At 74.3% G+C, this 19211-nt stretch carries 17 protein-coding genes; 11 read left to right on the plus strand and 6 right to left on the minus strand.

Annotation, left to right across the window (positions count from 1 at the left end; all coding sequences use genetic code 11):
* Positions 1–6 precede the first annotated feature (6 nt).
* The 4 genes from ACZ5HG_RS08900 to ACZ5HG_RS08915 all read left to right on the plus strand — a co-directional run bounded on the left by ACZ5HG_RS08900 (position 7) and on the right by ACZ5HG_RS08915 (position 7409).
* Positions 7–2928 carry a DEAD/DEAH box helicase gene (locus ACZ5HG_RS08900; RefSeq protein ID WP_464181899.1) on the plus strand — a complete coding sequence of 974 codons (2922 nt, stop codon included), beginning with the start codon at positions 7–9 and terminating at the stop codon, positions 2926–2928.
* A gap of 66 nt (positions 2929–2994) precedes the next feature.
* Complete coding sequence (locus tag ACZ5HG_RS08905) at positions 2995–4668, plus strand: amidohydrolase (protein ID WP_464181901.1); 1674 nt, start codon at positions 2995–2997, stop codon at positions 4666–4668.
* Between the two features lie 426 nt (positions 4669–5094).
* Complete coding sequence (gene lnt, locus ACZ5HG_RS08910; RefSeq protein WP_464181903.1) at positions 5095–6660, plus strand: apolipoprotein N-acyltransferase; 1566 nt, start codon at positions 5095–5097, stop codon at positions 6658–6660.
* Positions 6657–7409, plus strand: a complete 753-nt coding sequence (locus tag ACZ5HG_RS08915; protein WP_464181904.1) for a polyprenol monophosphomannose synthase — start codon at positions 6657–6659, stop codon at positions 7407–7409. Before lnt ends, ACZ5HG_RS08915 begins: the two co-directional genes overlap by 4 nt.
* Before the next feature lie 256 nt (positions 7410–7665).
* Here ACZ5HG_RS08915 and ACZ5HG_RS08920 read toward each other — a convergent pair whose 3' ends face one another.
* The 3 genes from ACZ5HG_RS08920 to ACZ5HG_RS08930 all read right to left on the minus strand — a co-directional run bounded on the left by ACZ5HG_RS08920 (position 7666) and on the right by ACZ5HG_RS08930 (position 10177).
* On the minus strand, positions 7666–8010 hold the full coding sequence (locus ACZ5HG_RS08920) for an RNA polymerase-binding protein RbpA (protein WP_147793582.1): 345 nt from the start codon (positions 8008–8010) through the stop codon (positions 7666–7668).
* 206 nt (positions 8011–8216) lie between these two features.
* Positions 8217–8537 carry a hypothetical protein gene (locus ACZ5HG_RS08925; RefSeq protein ID WP_464181905.1) on the minus strand — a complete coding sequence of 107 codons (321 nt, stop codon included), beginning with the start codon at positions 8535–8537 and terminating at the stop codon, positions 8217–8219.
* Positions 8538–9049: 512 nt separating this feature from the next.
* Positions 9050–10177 carry a carboxylate-amine ligase gene (locus tag ACZ5HG_RS08930; protein ID WP_464181906.1) on the minus strand — a complete coding sequence of 376 codons (1128 nt, stop codon included), beginning with the start codon at positions 10175–10177 and terminating at the stop codon, positions 9050–9052.
* Positions 10178–10306: 129 nt separating this feature from the next.
* Here ACZ5HG_RS08930 and ACZ5HG_RS08935 point away from each other — a divergent pair, with 129 nt between their 5' ends.
* Positions 10307–10915 carry a TIGR00645 family protein gene (locus ACZ5HG_RS08935; protein WP_464181907.1) on the plus strand — a complete coding sequence of 203 codons (609 nt, stop codon included), beginning with the start codon at positions 10307–10309 and terminating at the stop codon, positions 10913–10915.
* Positions 10916–11002: 87 nt separating this feature from the next.
* Here ACZ5HG_RS08935 and ACZ5HG_RS08940 read toward each other — a convergent pair whose 3' ends face one another.
* Positions 11003–13309 carry an exo-beta-d-1,3/1,6-glucosidase gene (locus tag ACZ5HG_RS08940; RefSeq protein ID WP_464181908.1) on the minus strand — a complete coding sequence of 769 codons (2307 nt, stop codon included), beginning with the start codon at positions 13307–13309 and terminating at the stop codon, positions 11003–11005.
* A gap of 100 nt (positions 13310–13409) precedes the next feature.
* Here ACZ5HG_RS08940 and ACZ5HG_RS08945 point away from each other — a divergent pair, with 100 nt between their 5' ends.
* Together ACZ5HG_RS08945 and ACZ5HG_RS08950 are read left to right on the plus strand one after the other, a co-directional pair.
* Complete coding sequence (locus ACZ5HG_RS08945; RefSeq protein WP_464181909.1) at positions 13410–13916, plus strand: fluoride efflux transporter FluC; 507 nt, start codon at positions 13410–13412, stop codon at positions 13914–13916.
* A complete protein-coding gene (locus tag ACZ5HG_RS08950; RefSeq protein ID WP_464181910.1) occupies positions 13913–14293 on the plus strand; it encodes a fluoride efflux transporter FluC in 381 nt (126 codons plus the stop codon). Before ACZ5HG_RS08945 ends, ACZ5HG_RS08950 begins: the two co-directional genes overlap by 4 nt.
* 9 nt (positions 14294–14302) lie before the next feature.
* Here the strand turns inward: ACZ5HG_RS08950 and ACZ5HG_RS08955 are convergent, their stop codons facing one another.
* Positions 14303–14959 carry a cation efflux transmembrane domain-containing protein gene (locus ACZ5HG_RS08955; RefSeq protein WP_464181911.1) on the minus strand — a complete coding sequence of 219 codons (657 nt, stop codon included), beginning with the start codon at positions 14957–14959 and terminating at the stop codon, positions 14303–14305.
* On the minus strand, positions 14956–15285 hold the full coding sequence (locus ACZ5HG_RS08960) for an ArsR/SmtB family transcription factor (RefSeq protein WP_464181912.1): 330 nt from the start codon (positions 15283–15285) through the stop codon (positions 14956–14958). Before ACZ5HG_RS08960 ends, ACZ5HG_RS08955 begins: the two co-directional genes overlap by 4 nt.
* 76 nt (positions 15286–15361) lie before the next feature.
* Here ACZ5HG_RS08960 and ACZ5HG_RS08965 point away from each other — a divergent pair, with 76 nt between their 5' ends.
* Genes ACZ5HG_RS08965 through ACZ5HG_RS08980 form a run of 4 tightly spaced genes read left to right on the plus strand, consistent with a single transcriptional unit; the run spans position 15362 to position 19047 of the window.
* On the plus strand, positions 15362–15772 hold the full coding sequence (locus ACZ5HG_RS08965) for a VOC family protein (protein WP_464181913.1): 411 nt from the start codon (positions 15362–15364) through the stop codon (positions 15770–15772).
* On the plus strand, positions 15769–16392 hold the full coding sequence (locus ACZ5HG_RS08970; protein ID WP_464181915.1) for a Type 1 glutamine amidotransferase-like domain-containing protein: 624 nt from the start codon (positions 15769–15771) through the stop codon (positions 16390–16392). Before ACZ5HG_RS08965 ends, ACZ5HG_RS08970 begins: the two co-directional genes overlap by 4 nt.
* 55 nt (positions 16393–16447) lie before the next feature.
* A complete protein-coding gene (uvrB, locus tag ACZ5HG_RS08975; protein ID WP_464181916.1) occupies positions 16448–18553 on the plus strand; it encodes an excinuclease ABC subunit UvrB in 2106 nt (701 codons plus the stop codon).
* Between the two features lie 44 nt (positions 18554–18597).
* Complete coding sequence (locus ACZ5HG_RS08980; protein WP_464181917.1) at positions 18598–19047, plus strand: VOC family protein; 450 nt, start codon at positions 18598–18600, stop codon at positions 19045–19047.
* Positions 19048–19211 lie beyond the last annotated feature (164 nt).

Genomic DNA, 19211 nt, shown 5'->3' on the forward strand with positions numbered 1-19211 from the left:
GGACCCGTGGCACCCCGCGACACCTCGTCCTCCTCCCGCCCCACCGGCTCGCAGCGACCCCGTGGCCCCCGCCGGCCCGCCCCCGACCCCGAGCCCTCGCCCGCCGAGCGCTACGCGGCCGCCAAGAAGCGTGCCGCCGCCGAGCGCACCGAGCTCGCGCGGTTCCGGACGATGCTGGACTTCCCGCTGGACGACTTCCAGGTGCAGGCCTGCGAGGCCGTGGAGCGCGGCTCCGGCGTGCTGGTCGCGGCGCCGACCGGTGCGGGCAAGACCGTCGTCGGGGAGTTCGCGGTGCACCTGGCGCTGGCCGGCGGGCGCAAGGCGTTCTACACCACGCCGATCAAGGCGCTGTCGAACCAGAAGTACGGCGACCTGGTGCGCCGGCACGGGGCGGAGAACGTCGGCCTGCTCACCGGTGACACCACGATCAACGGCGAGGCGCCGGTGGTGGTGATGACCACCGAGGTGCTGCGCAACATGCTCTACGCGGGCTCGTCCACGCTGGACGGCCTCGGCTACGTGGTGATGGACGAGGTGCACTACCTGGCCGACCGGTTCCGGGGGCCGGTGTGGGAGGAGGTGATCATCCACCTGTCCGCCGACGTGCAGCTGGTGTCGCTGTCGGCCACGGTGTCGAACGCCGAGGAGTTCGGCGACTGGCTGCGCACCGTGCGCGGGGACATGGCCGTGGTGGTGAGCGAGCACCGGCCGGTGCCGCTGGGCCAGCACGTGCTGGTGCGCGACGACCTGCTCGACCTGTACGCCGGGAACGTCGACCCGACGGCGCCCGGCAAGAACCCGCCGATCAACCCCGAGCTGGCGCACCGGCTGCGCCGCGCCGAGCGCTCGGACGGCCCGCCGCACCGGGGACGTCGCGGCCCCGGCGACCGGGGGTACCGGGGATCCGGCGGTCGACGCCCCGGCGGGGGCGGGGCGGGCGGCGACCGGGGCCCCGGTCCGCGACCGGTCTCCCGCCCGGTGATGGTCGACACCCTGGACGAGGCGGGACTGCTGCCCGCGATCGTGTTCATCTTCTCCCGGGCCGGCTGCGACGGCGCCGTCGACCAGTGCGTCGCCGCCGGGCTGCGGCTGACCGACCAGGCGGAGCAGGAGGAGATCCGGCTGATCGCCGAGACCCGCTGCGCGTCGATCCCGCAGGAGGACCTGGACGTCGTCGGCTACTGGCGGTTCGTCGAGGCGTTGACCCGTGGGGTGGCCGCCCACCACGCCGGGATGCTGCCTGCGTTCAAGGAGACCGTCGAGGAGGCCTTCGCCCGGGGGCTGGTGCGCGTCGTCTTCGCCACCGAGACCCTGGCGCTCGGGATCAACATGCCGGCGCGCTCGGTGGTGCTGGAGAAGCTGGTCAAGTGGGACGGCTCGCAGCACGTCGACATGACGCCGGGGGAGTACACGCAGCTCACCGGACGGGCCGGGCGGCGCGGGATCGACACCGAGGGGCACGCCGTCGTCGTCGGGCGCGGCGACCTCGACCCGATGGCGCTCGCGGGCCTGGCGTCCAAGCGCCTCTACCCGCTGCGCTCGGCGTTCCGCCCCACCTACAACATGGCGGTGAACCTGGTCGCGCAGGTCGGCCGGGTGCGGGCCCGCGAGGTGCTGGAGACGTCCTTCGCGCAGTTCCAGGCGGACCGCGGCGTCGTCGGGCTGGCCCGGCAGGCGCAGAGCCACGCCGAGGCGCTGGAGGGCTACGCCGAGGCGATGACCTGCCACCTCGGGGACTTCGCCGAGTACGCGGCGATGCGTCGCGAGCTCGGTCAGCGCGAGCGGGGGGAGCGCCGGGCCGGTGCCGCCGCCCGTCGGGAGGCCGCCGCGCAGTCGCTGCACGCGCTCGAGGTCGGCGACGTGATCAGCGTGAGCACCGGGCGTCGCCCGTGGCAGGCCGTGGTGGTCGAGGCGGGGCGCGCCGGGGGCTTCGAGGTGAGCCGTCCACTGGTGCTGACCGCCGAGCGCGAGGTGCGCCGGCTGTCCGTGCAGGAGGTCGGCGACGGGGTGCGCACGGTCGGCACGCTGCGGGTGCCGAAGGGCTTCGCCGCGCGCGCGGCCTCGCACCGCCGTGACCTGGCCGCCGCGCTGCGCGCCGAGATCGCCTCGGGACGCCTGGCCGACGTGGCCCCGCGACGGCGTGGTGCGGCAGCGCGGACGGTGCAGGACGAGGACGCGGTGATCGCCGACCTGCGGCGCCGGCTGCGCGCGCACCCGTGCCACCAGTGCCCGGACCGGGAGGACCACGCCCGCTGGGCCGAGCGCTGGTACCGGCTGCGCGACGAGCACGACGCGCTGGTCCGCCGGATCGAGGGGCGCACGGGGTCGATCGCGGTGGTCTTCGACCGGATCTGCGACGTGCTGGACCGGCTGGGCTACCTCGCCACCGCCCCCGACCAGGGACCCGCCGGCACGCTGGTCACCGAGGACGGCATCTGGCTGCGCCGGATCTACGCGGAGAACGACCTGCTGCTCGCCGAGTGCCTGCGCCGGGGTGCGTGGGACGAGCTCGACGTGCCGGGGCTGGCCGCCGCCGTGTCCGCGGTCGTGTACTCGGCGCGCCGGGACGACCGGGGCGATCCGGCGATCCCCGGCGGCCCGGCCGGACGGCTGGGCACGGCGCTGGAGGCGACCACCCGGATCTGGTCCGAGCTGGACGACCTGGAGCGCGACCACGGCCTCGAGACCACCCAGCCGCTGGACCTCGGGCTGGTGCAGGCCGTCCACCGCTGGGCCGCCGGGCGCAGCCTGGACGCCGTGCTGCGCGGGTCGGACATCGCAGCCGGCGACTTCGTGCGCTGGTGCAAGCAGGTGATCGACGTGCTGGACCAGGTCGCCAAGGCCGCCCCGCAGGAGCGCGTCCGGCGGACCGCCCGTCAGGCCGTCGAGGCGGTGCGGCGCGGGGTCGTCGCCTACGCCGGGACCTGAACCGGTTCCGCTCGGTCGGGGCGCTCGACGCGACGCCCCCGTCCGCGCTGGCTAGGGTGACCGGATGTGAGCTCCACCCTGTACCGGGGCGGCGCGGTCCTGGCGCCCGTCGTCCCCTCCGCCACCAGCCTGCTGATCGTCGACGGGACCGTGGCCTGGATCGGCGGGGACGACGAGGCCGACGGGCTCGCCCCCGCCGCCGACGAGGTGGTGGACCTGCGCGGCGCCCTGGTCACCCCGGGCTTCGTCGACGCCCACGTGCACCTGCTCGGCACCGCCCTCGCCGCCGAGGGCGTGGACCTGTCCGGCGCGACCTCGGCCGCCGAGGTGGTCGCGACCGTCGCCACCGCCGCCCGGGGTCCGCTCGGCGCCCGCTCGGCCGCCACCGGCACGCTGCTCACCGGCCACGGCTGGGACGAGCACCGCTGGGACGACCCCCGACCGCCGCGTGGCACCGACCTCGACACGGCCGTCGGCGGGGCACCGGTGGTGCTCTTCCGGGTCGACCGGCACGCCGCCGTCGTCTCCACCTCCGTCGCCGAGGTGCTCGACCTGCGCACCCGCGCCGGATGGCGCCAGGGCGGCCTGGTCACCGGAGAGGCGCTCGCGGTGGTGCGGCGTGCCGTGATGGACGTCGACCCCGCACGCCGGGACGCGCTGCACCGGGCGGCGCTGCGGGCGGCCGCCGAGGCGGGGGTGGTGGCCGTGCACGACCACAGCGCCCCGGAGACCGGCACCCGCGCCGACCTCGCGACGCTGCTGGACCTCACCGCCGATCCCGCCTCCGGTCTGCCGCTGGTGATCGGCTACCGCGCCGAGCTGTGCGAGACCACCGACGACGCGCGGGAGATCCTCGCCGCGATCCCGGGGCTCACCGGCCTCGGCGGGGACCTGGCGGTCGACGGCACGATCGGCACCCGCACCGCCGCCCTGCGCGCGCCCTACGCCGACCTGCCCCTCGGCGCCCCGGACGCCACCGGGCGGCTGGACCTCAGCGCGGAGCAGGTGAGCAACCACGTCGCCGCCGTGACCCGCGCCGGCCTCCAGGTCGCCTTCCACGTGGTCGGCGACCGCGCGATGGACGAGGTGCTGCTCGGCTTCCGTGCCGCCTCGGACGTGGAGGGGGTCGAGGCGCTGCGCGGGGCCGGTCACCGGATCGAGCACGGCACGATGCTGGACGCGCCCGCGCTGGCGACCGCGGTGCTGCTCGGGCTGACCTGCGCGGTGCAGCCCGGCACCGACGCCGCCTGGGGCGGGGACGAGGGCATGCACGCCGCGCGCCTGGGCCGGGGCCGGGCGGCCTCGCTGCTGCCGGTGGCGGACCTGCTGGCCGCCGGGGTGCCGGTGGCGATCGGCTCGGGTGCGCCCTCGGCGCCGCTCGACCCGTGGGCGGCCGTGCGGGCGGCGGTGCGCCACCGGACGCCGGACCAGCGGGTGCCGGTGCGCGCGGCCGTGGAGGCGGCGACCCGGGGAGGCTGGACGGCGGCGGGCCTCGGGGGCACCGGCGCGGGGGAGCTGCGGGTCGGCGCCCCGGCGCACCTGGCGGTCTGGGAGATCGGCTCGGGCGAGGCTGCCGATCCGGCGACCCCGGCGGCGGAGTCGGCCTACGGCACCGCCTGGCGGGCGTACGGCACGGACCGCCGCGATCCCGTGCTGCCCGCCCTGGCGGAGCACGATCCGCTGCCGCGCTGCCTGCGCACGGTCCGCGCGGGCGTGGTGCTGCACGACACGCTCGGGTGAACGCCGGCGGCGGCCCGAGACGCGGACGGGTGAGCCCGGCGTCGCGCGGCGGGTACCCCGTTCGCCCGCCGTTCCGCGACACGCCGAGCGACACGCCGGGTGACCCGGACGGGTCGGTCAGATCGGTCGGTGCCCGGCGCCGGGGTGACCTGCGCTGACGCCGCTGACCTGGGCCTGCGGAGCCTTGACAGCGCACAGGGAGCCGGTAGGTTCTCGGCAGTGGTTCGGGTGCTGCGGCGCCGCGCAGGGGGTCCTCCTCCTCGCGCGCGCTCCCTGCCGGATCGCCCCTCAGGGCCCCGGCCGGGCCCGCGTGTTCAGTAGAGAACGGACGTCGCCCCGCCGCGACGCCCACGGTACGAAGGACACGCGGGCCGGTCGGCTCAGGGAGCGACCCGGACGGCCAGGTGGGTGCCGTACCCTGGCGCCGTGCCAGCACATGAGCCTTCCCGCTGGTGGAGCGCGGTCCTGGCGCTGGTCGGTGGTCTGGCGACGTGGAGCGCCTTCCCCGACCTCGGCTGGTGGTTCGCGGCCGCCCCCGGCATCGCCCTCCTCTTCCTCGCCCTGCGGCGCGACAGCGCCCGGTGGAACGCCCTGATGGGTCTGGTGTGGGGCGTCGCGTTCTTCGTCCCGCTGCTCACCTGGGCCGGCGACGCGGTCGGCCTGGTGCCGTGGATCGCGCTGTCGATCGCGGAGGCCGGGTTCATCGCCCTGTTCGCCGCCGCCTGGACCTGGGCGCGTCGCGGCGAGGCCGTCTGGCGCCGGGGCTCCTTGCAGCTCGTCGTGTTCGTGGTGCTCTGGGTGGCCGTCGAGGAGCTGCGCTCCGTCGCTCCCTTCGGCGGCTTCCCCTGGGGACGGCTCGCGTTCTCCCAGGCCGACGCACCGCTGGTTGCGCTCGCCCGGCTCGGCGGGGCACCGCTGGTCTCGGCCGCCGTCGCCGCGATCGGAGCCGCGCTCGCGCTGGCGTGGTGCGCCGCCCGCCGGTTCGCGCTGCTGCCCACCCTCGGCCGCCTCGGCGTCGCGGTGGCGCTGGTCGTCGTCGGGCTCGCCGTGCCGCTCGACACCAAGGCCGAGGACGGCACCCTGCGGGTCGGCGCCGTGCAGGGCGACCTCGCCGACTCCGGCCTGGACGCGTTCTCTCGCCGCCGCGAGGTGCTCGACAACCACCTGGCGGGCACCTACGCGCTGCTCGACCAGGTGCAGCCCGGCGACCTCGACGTGGTGCTCTGGCCGGAGAACGGCACCGACATCGACCCGCAGGTGGACGCCTCGGTCGCCGCCGACCTGGACGCCGCGGGGGAGGCCGTCGGCGCCCCGCTGCTGGTCGGCACGATCGAGTACCCGGAGTCCGGCGGCCGCTACAACACCGCCCTGCTCTGGGAGCCCGGCGTCGGCCCGGTGGCCCGCTACTCCAAGCAGCGACCGGCGCCCTTCGCCGAGTACATCCCGATCCGCTCGCTGGTCCGGCCGTTCTCCTCCGCGGTGGACCTGGTCACGCACGACATGATCGCCGGCACCGAGCCCGGGGTGATCCCGCTGGAGTCCGAGCGGCTCGGCCGCACCGTCGTGCTCGGCGACGTGATCTGCTTCGAGGTCGCCTACGACGGCATCGTGCGCGAGTCGGTCACCGAGGGCGCCGAGGTGCTGGTCGTGCAGACCAACAACGCCTCCTTCGGGCGCTCGCCCGAGTCCACCCAGCAGCTCGCGATGTCCCGCTTCCGTGCCGTCGAGCTCGGCCGGGCCACCGTGCAGGTGTCCACCGTCGGCGTCAGCGCCGTCATCGCCCCCAACGGGGCCGTCGCCCAGGAGACCGACCTGTTCACCGCCGACCAGCTCGTCGCGACGCTGCCGCTGCGCCAGTCGCTCACCCCCGCCGCCCGCCTCGGCCAGTGGCCGGGATGGATCACCGCCGGGCTCGGCGTGGTGGTGACGATCGCCGGCATGGCGGGCGCGCTGCGCACCCGCCGGGACGACCGGCCGGAGATGGGCGCATGAGCCGCGTGCTGGTCGTCGTGCCGACCTACGAGGAGCGGGCGTCGCTGCCCCGCGCCCTGGACGGCCTGCGCCGCGAGGTGCCGGATGCCGACGTGCTGGTGGTGGACGACGCGTCCCCGGACGGCACCGGCGAGCTCGCCGAGGAGTACGCCGAGCGGGACGCCACCACCGCCGGGCGCCGCGCGGTCCACGTGCTGCACCGCACGGGCAAGCAGGGCCTCGGCACCGCCTATGTCGCGGGGTTCCGCTGGGCGCTGGAGCGCGGCTACGACGTGGTCGTGGAGATGGACGCCGACGGCTCGCACCGCGCGGAGGACCTGCCCGCGCTGCTCGCCCGCACCGACGACGCCGCCCTGGTGATCGGCTCGCGCTGGGTGCGCGGCGGACGGGTGGTCAACTGGCCGCTGCACCGGCAGGTGCTCTCGCGCGGGGCCAACGTGTACGCGTGGCTCGCGATGGGCCTGCCGGTGCGCGACGCCACCGCGGGCTTCCGTGCCTACCGGGCCTCGGTGCTGGCGGCGCTGCCGCTGGACCAGGTGGCCTCGCACGGGTACTGCTTCCAGATCGACATGGCCTGGCGGGTGGTCCGCGCGGGCGGTGACGTGGTGGAGGTGCCGATCACGTTCGTGGAGCGCGCCGAGGGCCGGTCGAAGATGAGCCGGGACATCGTGGTCGAGGCCCTGGTAAAGGTCACGGTCTGGGGCGCCCAGGAGCGCTGGCGCCAGCTCCGGTCCCTCCTCACCCGCTAGCCCCTGCTGTCCCCTCCCACCCCCCTTCCGCTCCCTTCTCCGACGAGGTCGGTGGTTGCGCACGAGGTCGGTGGTTCTGCGCCGCGTGATCGCGCATGAACCACCGACCTCGTCGTGCCGGGCCCACCGAGCACGACGAAGGGCGGACCCCCGTGGGGATCCGCCCTTCGTGGACTGCTGTACGTCCTGCCGGACGTGGTCGATCAGGCGCTGCGGCGCAGCGGTGCCGTCAGGCGCTGCGACGCAACCGTGCCTTCTAGGCGCTGCGGCGCAACTTGCCCGCCCGGAGCAGGTCCAGGCGCTCGTCGAGCAGCTCCTCGAGCTCCTTGATCGTGCGGCGCTCCAGGAGCATGTCCCAGTGCGTGCGGGGCGGCTTGGTGGCCTTCGGCTCGGGCTTCGAGGCGTCGCGCAGCAGCGCCTCCTCGCCGCACCGGCACTCCCACACCACCGGGACGTCGGCCTCGACCGAGAACGGCAGGATGATCGTGTGCCCGTTGGGGCAGTCGTAGTACGCCTGGAGACGCGGGGCGAAGTCGACGCCCTCGTCCGTCTCCATGCTGTGGGACCCGATGCGCATACCGCGCAGGGACCGGTTCGACATCAGGGACCTCCGTGCCTTGACATGCAATGACGTGCTGGGGTGTTGCGTGCTCGGACTGGACAACGTCCGACTGCTCCCGAGTGTTCCAGGATGCCGTGAAGGTCCCGTGAACGCGCGGCGGGGATACCGCCGGGAGGTCGGTGCGCGACCGGTCCGAGGCGACGGACGACCGTACCAGTGATCACCCCGCCACGTGTCCTTGCTGGTCAGGCGGCGTGCGGCAGGGATCGGTGCACGGAGAGCACGCTGGTCCGGCGTCGACCGACGGCCACCTCGGTGACGATCTTCACCCGGAGGTCGTCGGCGGCGCGGTGGAGCGCGCGCGACCACGCGACCTCGGCGGCTCCACGTGACCCGCCGTCGGGGCGGGCGTGGCCGACAGCCACCCGCACCTCGGGTCCGTCGCTCCGTGACCGCGCGCCGACGGCGTGCAGCACGCCCCGCAGCACCCACGGGTCGGGGGAGGACGGCAGGTCGGGCACCGGCACGACCAGGCCGGTGGGGGCGTCGTGCTCGCCGAGCAGCACCAGCCACAGGGTCAGGCCGGCGGCGACCCGGGGTGCGGCGGCGAGGCGGCGGAGGAGGGCGACCGTGTCGACTGTCCGCCACGGGGGCTCGGCGGCGGCGCGGGGTCGCGGACCATCCGGTCGGCGGGCCGGCGGGCGTCGATCTGCGAGATGGAGGGGTGGGCGCGGTCCACGAGCGGCGGGCCGGAGGTTCTTCGTGGGTGGGAGCGGGGCGGGCAGGAGCGGGGTGAGGACGGACATGGCGGCAACGTGCGTCGTGCGGGGCGGGCGGATCAACCCCCGATCGCGCCACCTGGGGACGAATCACGCGCGCCGCGCCTGTGGACCGCTCGACGCCCGCCCGCCGAGCGGGAACGGCACGCGCGAGCGACGTGCGGATCGTGGACGGGGTGGTCAGGGACGCAGCGATCAGGGGCGCGGCCTCGGGGCAGGCAGGATCGGCGCAGGCAGGATCAGCGCAGGCAGGATCAGCGCAGGCAGGATCAGGGCAGGCGGGATCAGCGCAGGCGGGATCAGGACAGCGTGCGCCGGACCGCCCGCCGGACCACCTCGGCCTCGTCCGCCCCCTCGGCCCGCCAGGCGCGCTGCTGCCCGGCCCCGTTGCCGCGGCGCAGCACCTCGTCCACCTGCTGCCGCACCCAGCCGAGGTCGCCGAGCGCGTCGAGGGCGGGGGAGACGTGCTCGACCAGGTCCTGCACGGCCTGCCGGGCGGGCACGGGTGCGCCGTGCACGGGGCTCACCAGGTCGCCGGACAGCCCCGATCGCGCCGCCCGCCAGGCGGCCACCCGGATCACCTCGGTGCGCGGCTCCGCGCCCCCGGCCCCACCGCCCGTCCCCGCGCCCGCACCCGCCGACCCCGGCCCCGCCAGCGCCGACTCCGCCAGCCCGCGCACCAGCGCCGCGAGGAGCACCGCGTCGGCGGGGTCGAGGCAGACGTCGGCCACCCGCACCTCGACGGTGGGGTACCGGGCCGACAGCCGGGCGTCGAAGTAGACCATCCCCGTGTCGAGGATCGTGCCGCTGGCGGCCAGCGCGTCCACGGTGGCGCGGTAGGTGGCGCCGTCGCCGAAGGGTGCGGTGGGCCCCGCGGTCGGCCACCGCCCCCAGATCTGCGAGCGGAACGACTCGTAGCCGGTGTCCTCGCCGTGCCAGTACGGGCTGTTGGCGCTGAGGGCGAGCAGCACGGGGTTCCAGCGGCGCAGGTGGTCGATCACCCGGACGCCCTCGTCGTCGTCGGCCACCTCGACGTGCACGTGGCAGCCGCAGGTGAGCTGGTCGCGGGCGGTCTGCGCGAAGACCTCCCGGATCCGCTGGGCGCGGCGGTTGATCACGACGGTGGGGTCGGCGGGCCGGGGGGAGGTGGCGAGGGCGGCGACGTGGGTGCCGGCATGCCGGGCGGAGGCCTCGGCGCGCCAGCGGCCGGCGCGGACCTCGTCCAGCAGGGAGGCGAGGTCGGTGCACGGTCGGGTCGAGGTCTCGACCTGCTCCTGCGCGAACTCCTTCTCCAGCGCGCCGCCGGGCACGGAGGGGTCGTCGCCGTCCTCCGCGGAGGCGTGCTGGAGCACGGCCGCCGCCACGGCCCGGGGCACACCGTCTTCCGAGACGAGCAGGAACTCCTCTTCCACACCGATGGTCCGCACGGGGGAAGTCTCACCCTCCGGCGAGCCGCTGTCCTGCGGGAGAGCAGCGCGACGGCCCGCCGGGAACCTGCACCTCACCCGGGACGTTGGTCCTACCGCCCTCGACCCCGATCCCCTGGAGCACCCCGCGTGAGCAGCGCCGCCGACCCGACCCCCGCCCCGACACCGACGCCGGCCCGCGCGCTGAGCGGCCTGATCTTCTTCTCGCGCTGGTTGCAGGTGCCGCTGTACCTGGGCCTGATCGTCGCGCAGCTCGTCTACGTCTGGCAGTTCCTCAAGGAGCTGTGGCACCTGGTGGAGTTCGCGCTGCTCGGCCACGGCGCGCCGGAGTCGATGGCGGACTTCTCGATGGAGGCCACCACGATGCTGCTGGTGCTCGGGCTGGTGGACGTCGTGATGATCTCGAACCTGCTGATCATGGTGATCATCGGCGGCTACGAGACCTTCGTCTCGCGGATGCGGCTCAACGGGCACCCGGACCAGCCGGAGTGGTTGAACCACGTCAACGCGAACGTGCTGAAGACCAAGCTGGCCATGTCGATCATCGGCATCTCGTCGATCCACCTGCTGCGGACGTTCATCGAGTCCTCGCAGGGCTACGTCACCGGCGAGACGATGCTGTGGCAGACCGTGATCCACCTGGCGTTCGTGGCGTCCGCGCTGGCGCTGGCGCTGATCGACCGGATGTCCCAGGGATCGCGCGCCAAGGCCGAGCCGCACGTCGCGATCCCGGCCTGACGCGCGGCCGCCCGGCGCGGCCGCCCGCACCGAGGGCCGGCACCCGCGGAGGGTGCCGGCCCTCGTCCGTGCCCGGGCAGTGTCGCGTCAGCCCCGCACGACCACCGTGCCGCGCCGCTGGGTCGCCGCCCGCGAGGACGGGCCGACCCGCAGCTCCAGCTCGCCGGCCTCGACCACCCGCAGGCCCTCGGCGTCGACGATCGTGCACGCGGCCACCGGCACCTCGAGGTCGACGACCACGGCGGCGCCGGGCTCGACGGTCACCTGGCGGTACGCCTTGAGCTCCTGGTCCGCCCAGGTCACCGAGGTCACCACGTCGCTCACGTAGACCTGCACGGTCTCGGTGGCCGGGCGCGACCCGGTGTTGCGCACCTCCACCCGTGCGCGGATCGTGCCGTCGGCGTCGACCTCGGGGGTGAGCACCTCCAGGTCCCCGTACTCGACCGTGCTGTAGGACAGCCCGTCGCCGAAGGCGAAGGCGGGGTCCTGCGTGAGGTCGGCGTAGCGGGTGCCGTGCTGGCCGCGCACCTGGTTGTAGTAGGTCGGCTGCTGGCCGGCGTGCCGTGCGAAGGAGATCGGCAGACGGCCGGTGGGCTCGATCGCGCCGAGCAGCAGCTCGGCCACCGCGCGCCCGCCCTGCATGCCGGGGTTCGCCACCCAGAGCACCGCGGCGGCCCGGTCCACCGAGGCGGGGAGCACCAGCGGCTTGGAGGCGAGCACCACGACGGTGAACGGCGTGCCGGCGTCGGCCAGCGCGTCGAGCAGCGCCACCTGCCCGCCGACCAGCTCGAGCGTGGCGGTGGACTTGCCCTCGCCGATCAGCTCGATGCAGTCGCCGACCACCGCGACCACGTGGTCCGCCGCCGTGGCCTGCGCGACCGCCTCGGTGATGGCGGCCGGGTCGACCTCGGCGGGCACGCCGATCGGCGGGCGGGGCTGGCCGTCCGGGAAGAAGTCGCCCTCCGGGTCGGGGATCGTGCGGACGATGTCGGCGCCGTGGGCGTGGGTGACGGTCCAGCCGGCGGGGACGTGCGCGCGCAGGCCGTCCAGGACGGTGCGGATCATCTCGCGCGGGTGGCCGTCGGGCAGCCAGTCGGCCTGGCCGGAGGCGCCGGCCCAGTCGCCGAGGGTGGCGTGCGGGTCGTCGGCGTTCGGGCCGACCACGGCGATCGTGCGGACCGGTGCGGCGGAGCCGTCGGCGCGCACGACGCGGCCGTCCGGGTCGCCGGCGTCCGCCACGTAGCCGCCGTCCAGCGGCAGCGCGCCGTCGTTGCGCAGCAGCACCAGCGAGCGCCGGGCGATCTCCAGGTTGAGCGCGGTGTGCTCGGCGGACCCGATCACCGCGTCCTGGAGCGCCTCGTCCGGCAGGCGGGGGTCCTCGAACAGCCCGAGCTCGAACTTCAGCGTGAGGATCCGCGCGACGGCGGAGTCGATCTCGGCCTCGGTGATCAGCCCGAGCCGGACCGCCTCCTGCGCGCCCTCGAAGAACTGCGGCGTGGTCATCACCATGTCGTTGCCGGCCTTCACGGCGGCGGCCGCGGCCTGCACGTAGTCGGGGTAGATGTGCTGCTCCCAGACCATCCGGCCCACGTTGTCCCAGTCGGTGACCAGGGTGCCGGAGTAGCCCCACTCGCCGCGCAGCACGTCGTTCAGCAGCCACTTGTTCACCGTGATCGGCACGCCGTCGGTGGACTGGTAGCCGAGCATGAACGTGCGGCAGCCCTCGCGGGCGACCCGCTCGAAGGGCGGCAGGAACCAGGAGCGCAGCTTGCGGCGGGAGATGTCCGCCTCGGAGGCGTCGCGCCCGCCCTGGGTCTCGGAGTACCCGGCGAAGTGCTTGGCGCAGGCGAGGATCGCGGTCGGGTCGTCCAGGCCGTCGCCCTGGTAGCCGGCGACCATCGCGGAGGCCATCTCGCCGATCAGGAACGGGTCCTCGCCGAAGGTCTCGCTGACCCGGCCCCAGCGCAGGTCGCGGGCGATGCAGAGCACGGGGGAGAAGGTCCAGTGCGTGCCGGTGGCTGCTACCTCGACGGCGGTGGCGCGGGCGACCCGCTGCACCAGCGCGGGGTCCCAGGTGGCGGCCATGCCGAGCTGCGTCGGATAGATCGTCGCGCCGATCCGGAACGAGTGGCCGTGGATGCAGTCCTCGGCGACCAGGAGCGGGATCCGCAGCCGGCTCTGCGCGGTGAGGTCGATCGCCTCGTGCAGCCGTTCGGGGGAGGCGTGCAGGATCGAGCCGGCGTACATCTCCTCGATCAGGTCGCGCACGCCGGGCTTGGCGTTGAGCTGGAGCATCTGGCCGACCTTCTCGGGCAGCGTCATCCGACCGATCAGGTCGCTGACGCGCTCGGTGACCGGCAGTGCCGGATCGAGGTAGGCGGGGGTGGTGGTCACCGGTGATTCCTCTCGACGATGAGTCGCATCGCGGTCGATCGTAACGATTCGACAGTCTGTGGTCACGCTCTCACACGATCGGCTGCCATGATCGGGACCTGTGGAGGACCGTGACGCACCGCACCCGCACGCCCACGACGCCGGGCGCGCCCTGGAGATCCCGGCGCGCCCGCCGCACCGCGATCCGGCGATGCTGCTGGTCGTGCTGCTGGGCGGGATCGTCGGCACCTCGGCGCGCTACGGGCTCAAGGTGGCGCTGCCTGCCGACGACTGGCCGTGGGGCACCTGGACGGTCAACATCACCGGCGCGTTCCTGCTCGGGCTGATCGTCGCTGCGCTCGCCGCCCGCGGACCCGACGTCGGACGCCGGCGCACGCTGCGGCTGCTGCTCGGCACCGGCGTGATGGGCTCCTTCACGACGTACTCCTCGCTGGCGGTCGAGACCGAGCGCCTGCTCGCGGGCGGGCGGGTCGGCCTCGGGCTGGCCTATGCGGGTGCGACGCTGGTGCTCGGGCTGCTGGCCTCGCTGGCCGGGCTGGCGCTGGGCGCGCGGAGGCGCGGGATCAGTCGGGCGGCGCGGCGGCGCGTCGAGGAGGTGGAGGCGTGATCGCGGTGGCGCTCGCGCTGGCCGGCGCCCTCGGCGCGGTGGCGCGGTTCTGGGTCGACGGCGAGCTCACCACCCGGGCGGGTCGAGTGGATCGCGTGCCGCGCGGCACCCTGATCATCAACCTGACCGGCTCCTTCGCCCTCGGGCTGCTCACCGGGTGGGTGGCCGCCGGTGCGGCGAGCGCGGTGGTGACGATCGCCGGCACGGGGTTCCTCGGCGGCTACACCACGTTCTCCACCGCCAGCCTGGACACCGCGCGGATGGTGCGCGAGCGACGCTGGGCGGACGCGGCGGTCAACGGGCTGGGGATGCTGGTGGCCACGGTCGCGCTGGCGGCGGGCGGGTTCGCGCTCGGGGGCCTGGTCCCCTGGCCGTGAGGGCCGGGATCAGCAGCAGTCGTCGCGCTCGTCCTCGTCGCCCAGCATCTGCGCCAGCGGCGTCCCGCAGGCGTCCCCGTGCCACGCCTCCACGCCCTCGCGCACCGCGAAGCCGGCGATCACCAGCGCCGCCAGCGGATCGGCCCACCACCAGCCGACCGACGCGTTGAGCAGCAGCCCCACCAGCAGCACCCCGGACAGCAGCGAGCACAGCAGCGTCTGCCGCGAGTCGGCCACCGCCGACGCCGAGCCGAGCTCCAGCCCGGTGCGCCGCTCGAACCAGGAGAGCCCCGGCATGATCGCCAGGCTCACCGCCGCCAGCACGATGCCCACCGGTGAGTGGTCCGGCGCGTGCGCGGTGACCAGCGCCCGCACGGCGTCCGCGCCGACCAGCAGCGCGAGCCCGAAGAACGACACCGCGATCAGCCGCATCGCCGCACGCTCGCGCCGTTCCGGGTCGGGGGCGGCGAACTGCCAGGCGACCGCCGCCGCCGACAGCACCTCGACCACCGAGTCCAGGCCGAAGCCGATCAGCGCCGAGGAGGACGCCGCCCGGCCGGCCCCGATCGCGACCACCGCCTCGACCACGTTGTAGGAGATCGTCGCGATCACGACCAGGCGCACGCGCCGGGTGAGCACCGCGCGCCGGGCGGGGTCGGTGGTCACGCGCACGAGCAGTCCTCCCCGCAGCACGTCGGGTCCACCGCGAGCACCAGGTGCAGCAGGTCGCCCAGCGCGGGTGCCAGCGCGGGGTCGGCCAGCCGGTACCAGGTGCGTCGGCCGTCCGGGATCGCCTCGACCAGCCCGCAGCCGCGCAGGCAGGCGAGCTGGTTGGACATCACCTGCCGGGACACGCCGAGCGCGTCGGCGAGGTCGGAGGGGTAGGCCGGTGCCTCGCGGAGCGCGAGCAGCACGCGGGTGCGCGTCTCGTCCGCGAGGGCGTGCCCGAGCCGGGTCAGCGCCGAGGTGTGCGTGAGGGTGACGGTCTCCACGCTCGGGACAGTACAGCGAATCGTGTACTGAGGGCCAGGGTCGGTGCGTGTCGGTGGTCGTGGGCATGATCGAGGGATGGAACAGCGGATCAGCCTGATCACCCTCGGCATCGACGACCTGGCCCGCTCGCGCGCCTTCTACGAGGCCCTGGGCTGGCGGGACGGCCAGCAGCCCGACGACGAGATCTGCTTCTTCCAGGCCGGCGGCATGGTGCTCGCGCTGTGGGCGGGGCTGGAGGGGAGGGGCGCTCCGGGGATCGAGCTCGCGCACAACGTCCGCACCCCCGCCGCCGTGGCCGAGGTGCTCGAGCAGGCGCGGCAGGCCGGTGGGACGATCGTGCGCGAGCCCGAGGTGATGGAGTGGGGCGGCACCTCCGGCGCGTTCGCCGATCCCGACGGCTACGTGTGGGAGGTCGCGCACAACCCGGGCTGGACCATCCGGGAGGACGGCACGATCGACATCAGCCGTCCGGAGGTCGACGCGTGACCGCCGCGCTGCTGCTCTCGCTCGGCGCGGGAGCGGTGCCCGGGTTCCTGCGCGCGCACGGCGCCGGCGCGCGGCCGTTCACGATCGGGTACGTGCCGGACGCCGCCCGCGCCTACGCGGACGCGCCCTTCGCCGCCGAGGAGCGGGACCGGGTGCGGGCGTTCGGTCACCCCGTGGTCGACGTCGTGCTCACCGGGTCCTCGCGGGCTCAGGTGGCCGACGCCCTGGACCGGGTGGACGCGCTGTGGGTGGCCGGTGGCAGCACCTTCGCGCTGCTGGACGCGGTGCGCGGTGCCGACGCGGCCGAGGAGATCGCGGCACGGGTGCGTGGCGGGCTGCTCTACATCGGGTCCAGCGCGGGATCGATCCTCGCCGGCCCCAGCATCGAGCCCGCCTCGGTGATGGACGACCCCGAGGACGCGCCCGGGCTGACCGACCTCGGCGGCCTCGGCCTGGTGGACGCGGTCGTGGTGCCGCACGCCGACGGGGTGCTGTACCCGTCGGAGGTGATCGCGCAGACCGTCGAGCGCTACGGCGAGGATCACCGGCTGGTGCTGCTGCGGGACGACCAGGCGCTGCTGGTCGAGGGCACGGAGTCGCTGGTGGTGGCCTCGGCGTGAGCCGTGGGGGCGGTCCGGGGACGTGCGTGTGGGTGGCCGGACGTACGGTTGACGCATGCGTCCCGTGACCGATCTCCAGCGCACCGTCGCCCCGTTCGAGGTGGTGTCCGAGTACACGCCCTCCGGCGACCAGCCGACCGCCATCGCCGAGCTCGCGAAGCGGATCCAGGCGGGGGAGAAGGACGTCACCCTGCTCGGCGCCACCGGTACCGGCAAGTCCGCCACGACCGCCTGGCTGATCGAGAAGCTGCAGCGCCCGACGCTGGTCATGGCGCCGAACAAGACCCTGGCCGCCCAGCTCGCCACCGAGTTCCGTGAGCTGCTGCCGAACAACGCCGTCGAGTACTTCGTCTCGTACTACGACTACTACCAGCCCGAGGCGTACATCGCGCAGACGGACACCTACATCGAGAAGGACTCCTCGATCAACGACGAGGTCGAGCGGCTGCGGCACTCCGCGACCTCGTCGCTGCTGACCCGGCGCGACGTCGTCGTGGTCGCCTCCGTGTCCTGCATCTACGGCCTGGGCACCCCGCAGGAGTACGTCGACCGGATGGTCACCCTGTCCGTCGGCGACACCGTCGACCGCGACCAGCTGCTGCGCCAGTTCGTGTCCATGCAGTACTCCCGCAACGACATGGCCTTCACCCGCGGCACCTTCCGTGTGCGCGGCGACACCGTCGAGATCATCCCGGTGTACGAGGAGCTGGCGATCCGGATCGAGTTCTTCGGCGACGAGATCGAGGCCATCGCCACCCTGCACCCGCTCACCGGGGACGTGGTGCGCGCCGAGCAGCAGATGCACATCTTCCCGGCCACCCACTACGTCGCCGGCCCGGAGCGCATGGAGCGCGCGATCAATTCGATCGAGGCCGAGCTCGAGGTGCGGCTGGCCGACCTGGAGCGGCAGAACAAGCTGCTGGAGGCCCAGCGGCTGCGCATGCGCACCACCTACGACATCGAGATGATGCGGCAGATCGGCTCGTGCTCCGGGATCGAGAACTACTCCCGGCACATCGACGGCCGCGAGGCCGGGACCGCGCCGAACACCCTGATGGACTACTTCCCCGAGGACTTCCTGCTCGTCATCGACGAGTCCCACGTCACCGTGCCGCAGATCGGCGCGATGTTCGAGGGCGACATGTCCCGCAAGCGGAACCTGGTCGACTTCGGCTTCCGCCTGCCCAGCGCCATGGACAACCGGCCGCTGCGCTGGGAGGAGTTCGTCGAGCGGATCGGCCAGACCGTCTACCTCTCGGCGACCCCCGGCGACTACGAGCTGGCCATGTCCGACGGCGTGGTCGAGCAGATCATCCGCCCCACCGGCCTGGTCGACCCCGAGGTCGTCGTCAAGCCCACCAAGGGCCAGATCGACGACCTGCTCGAGGAGATCCGGCTGCGCGTCGAGCGTGACGAGCGCGTGCTCGTCACCACCCTCACCAAGAAGATGGCCGAGGACCTCACCGACTACTTCCTCGAGAAGGGCGTGCGGGTCCGCTACCTGCACTCCGAGGTCGACACCTTGCGCCGCGTCGAGCTGCTGCGCGAGCTGCGGATGGGCGAGTACGACGTGCTGGTCGGCATCAACCTGCTCCGCGAGGGCCTCGACCTGCCCGAGGTGTCCCTGGTGGCGATCCTCGACGCCGACAAGGAGGGCTTCCTGCGCTCCGGCAAGTCCCTGATCCAGACCATCGGCCGTGCCGCGCGCAACGTCTCCGGCCAGGTCCACATGTACGCCGACAAGGTCACCCCCGGCATGGCCCTCGCCATCGAGGAGACCGAGCGACGCCGCGAGAAGCAGATCGCCTACAACACCGCCCACGGCATCGACCCCCAGCCGCTGCGCAAGAAGATCGGCGACATCACCGACCTGCTCGCCCGCGAGGACGCCGACACCGCCGAGCTGCTCGGCGGCGCCGGGCGCCAGGCGTCGCGCGGCAAGGCCCCCGTCCCCGGCCTCGGCTCCAAGGGCGGCGCACCCACCGAGCGCACCAAGCTCGTCGGAGCCGCCGCCGGCGAGCTGGCCGACCTCATCCAGGAGCTGTCCGACCAGATGCACGCCGCCGCCGGGGAGCTCCAGTTCGAGCTCGCGGCACGGCTGCGCGACGAGATCTCCGGGCTGAAGAAGGAGCTCCGGCAGATGCAGGCCGCCACGGCCTGACGCCCCCCGGCGCGCGTGCGCCCCGACCCCGAACGGAGACGACGATGGCTCTCGAGGTGCAGGTCGTCATCGACTGCCACCACCCGCGCGCGCTCGGCCAGTTCTGGATGCTGGCGCTCGGCTACGTCGAGGAGCCGCCCCCGCCGCCCTTCGGCACCTGGGACGAGGCGATGGACGCCTGGGGCATCGGCCCCGACGACGACCGCGACCCCGCCTACGCCGTGATCGACCCCGACGGGGCCGGGCCGCGGGTGTTCTTCCAGAAGGTGCCGGAGGACAAGACCGTCAAGAACCGGGTGCACCTGGACGTGCGCTGGTCCGCCGCGCACGGAGTGAGCATGGAGGACCGGGCGGCGAAGCTCGCGGCGGCTCGGGCGCACGCGGCCACGTTGGTGGCGGCCGGCGGGGTGGTGCTGCGCGAGGTGGACGACCCGCGCGAGGGGGCGTGGGTGGTCATGGCGGACCCGGAGGGGAACGAGTTCTGCGTGACGTGAGGGTCGATGGCCGGCGTCCCGCACTCATCACGGGCGGGCACTTGACGACGCGGACGATGAGCGCAGGAGTGCGCCGAGCGGAAGAGCCCCGACCGCGATGAACTTCGTGCTGTCCCGCTCCCGCATGCGACTTCTCTCCTGGCCGGATTGCCAAGATTCAACGT

It is taken from the genome of Cellulomonas sp. GTC20042, assembly GCF_055389595.1.

What these genes read in the sequence shown, in the direction of transcription:
- ACZ5HG_RS08980 (WP_464181917.1), top strand. Translation starts at nt 18,598, where the DNA reads ATGGCTCTCGAGGTGCAGGTCGTCATCGACTGCCACCACCCGCGCGCG.
- ACZ5HG_RS08920 (WP_147793582.1), bottom strand. Translation starts at nt 8,010, where the DNA reads ATGTCGAACCGGTCCCTGCGCGGTATGCGCATCGGGTCCCACAGCATG.
- ACZ5HG_RS08915 (WP_464181904.1), top strand. Translation starts at nt 6,657, where the DNA reads ATGAGCCGCGTGCTGGTCGTCGTGCCGACCTACGAGGAGCGGGCGTCG.
- ACZ5HG_RS08965 (WP_464181913.1), top strand. Translation starts at nt 15,362, where the DNA reads ATGGAACAGCGGATCAGCCTGATCACCCTCGGCATCGACGACCTGGCC.
- uvrB (WP_464181916.1), top strand. Translation starts at nt 16,448, where the DNA reads ATGCGTCCCGTGACCGATCTCCAGCGCACCGTCGCCCCGTTCGAGGTG.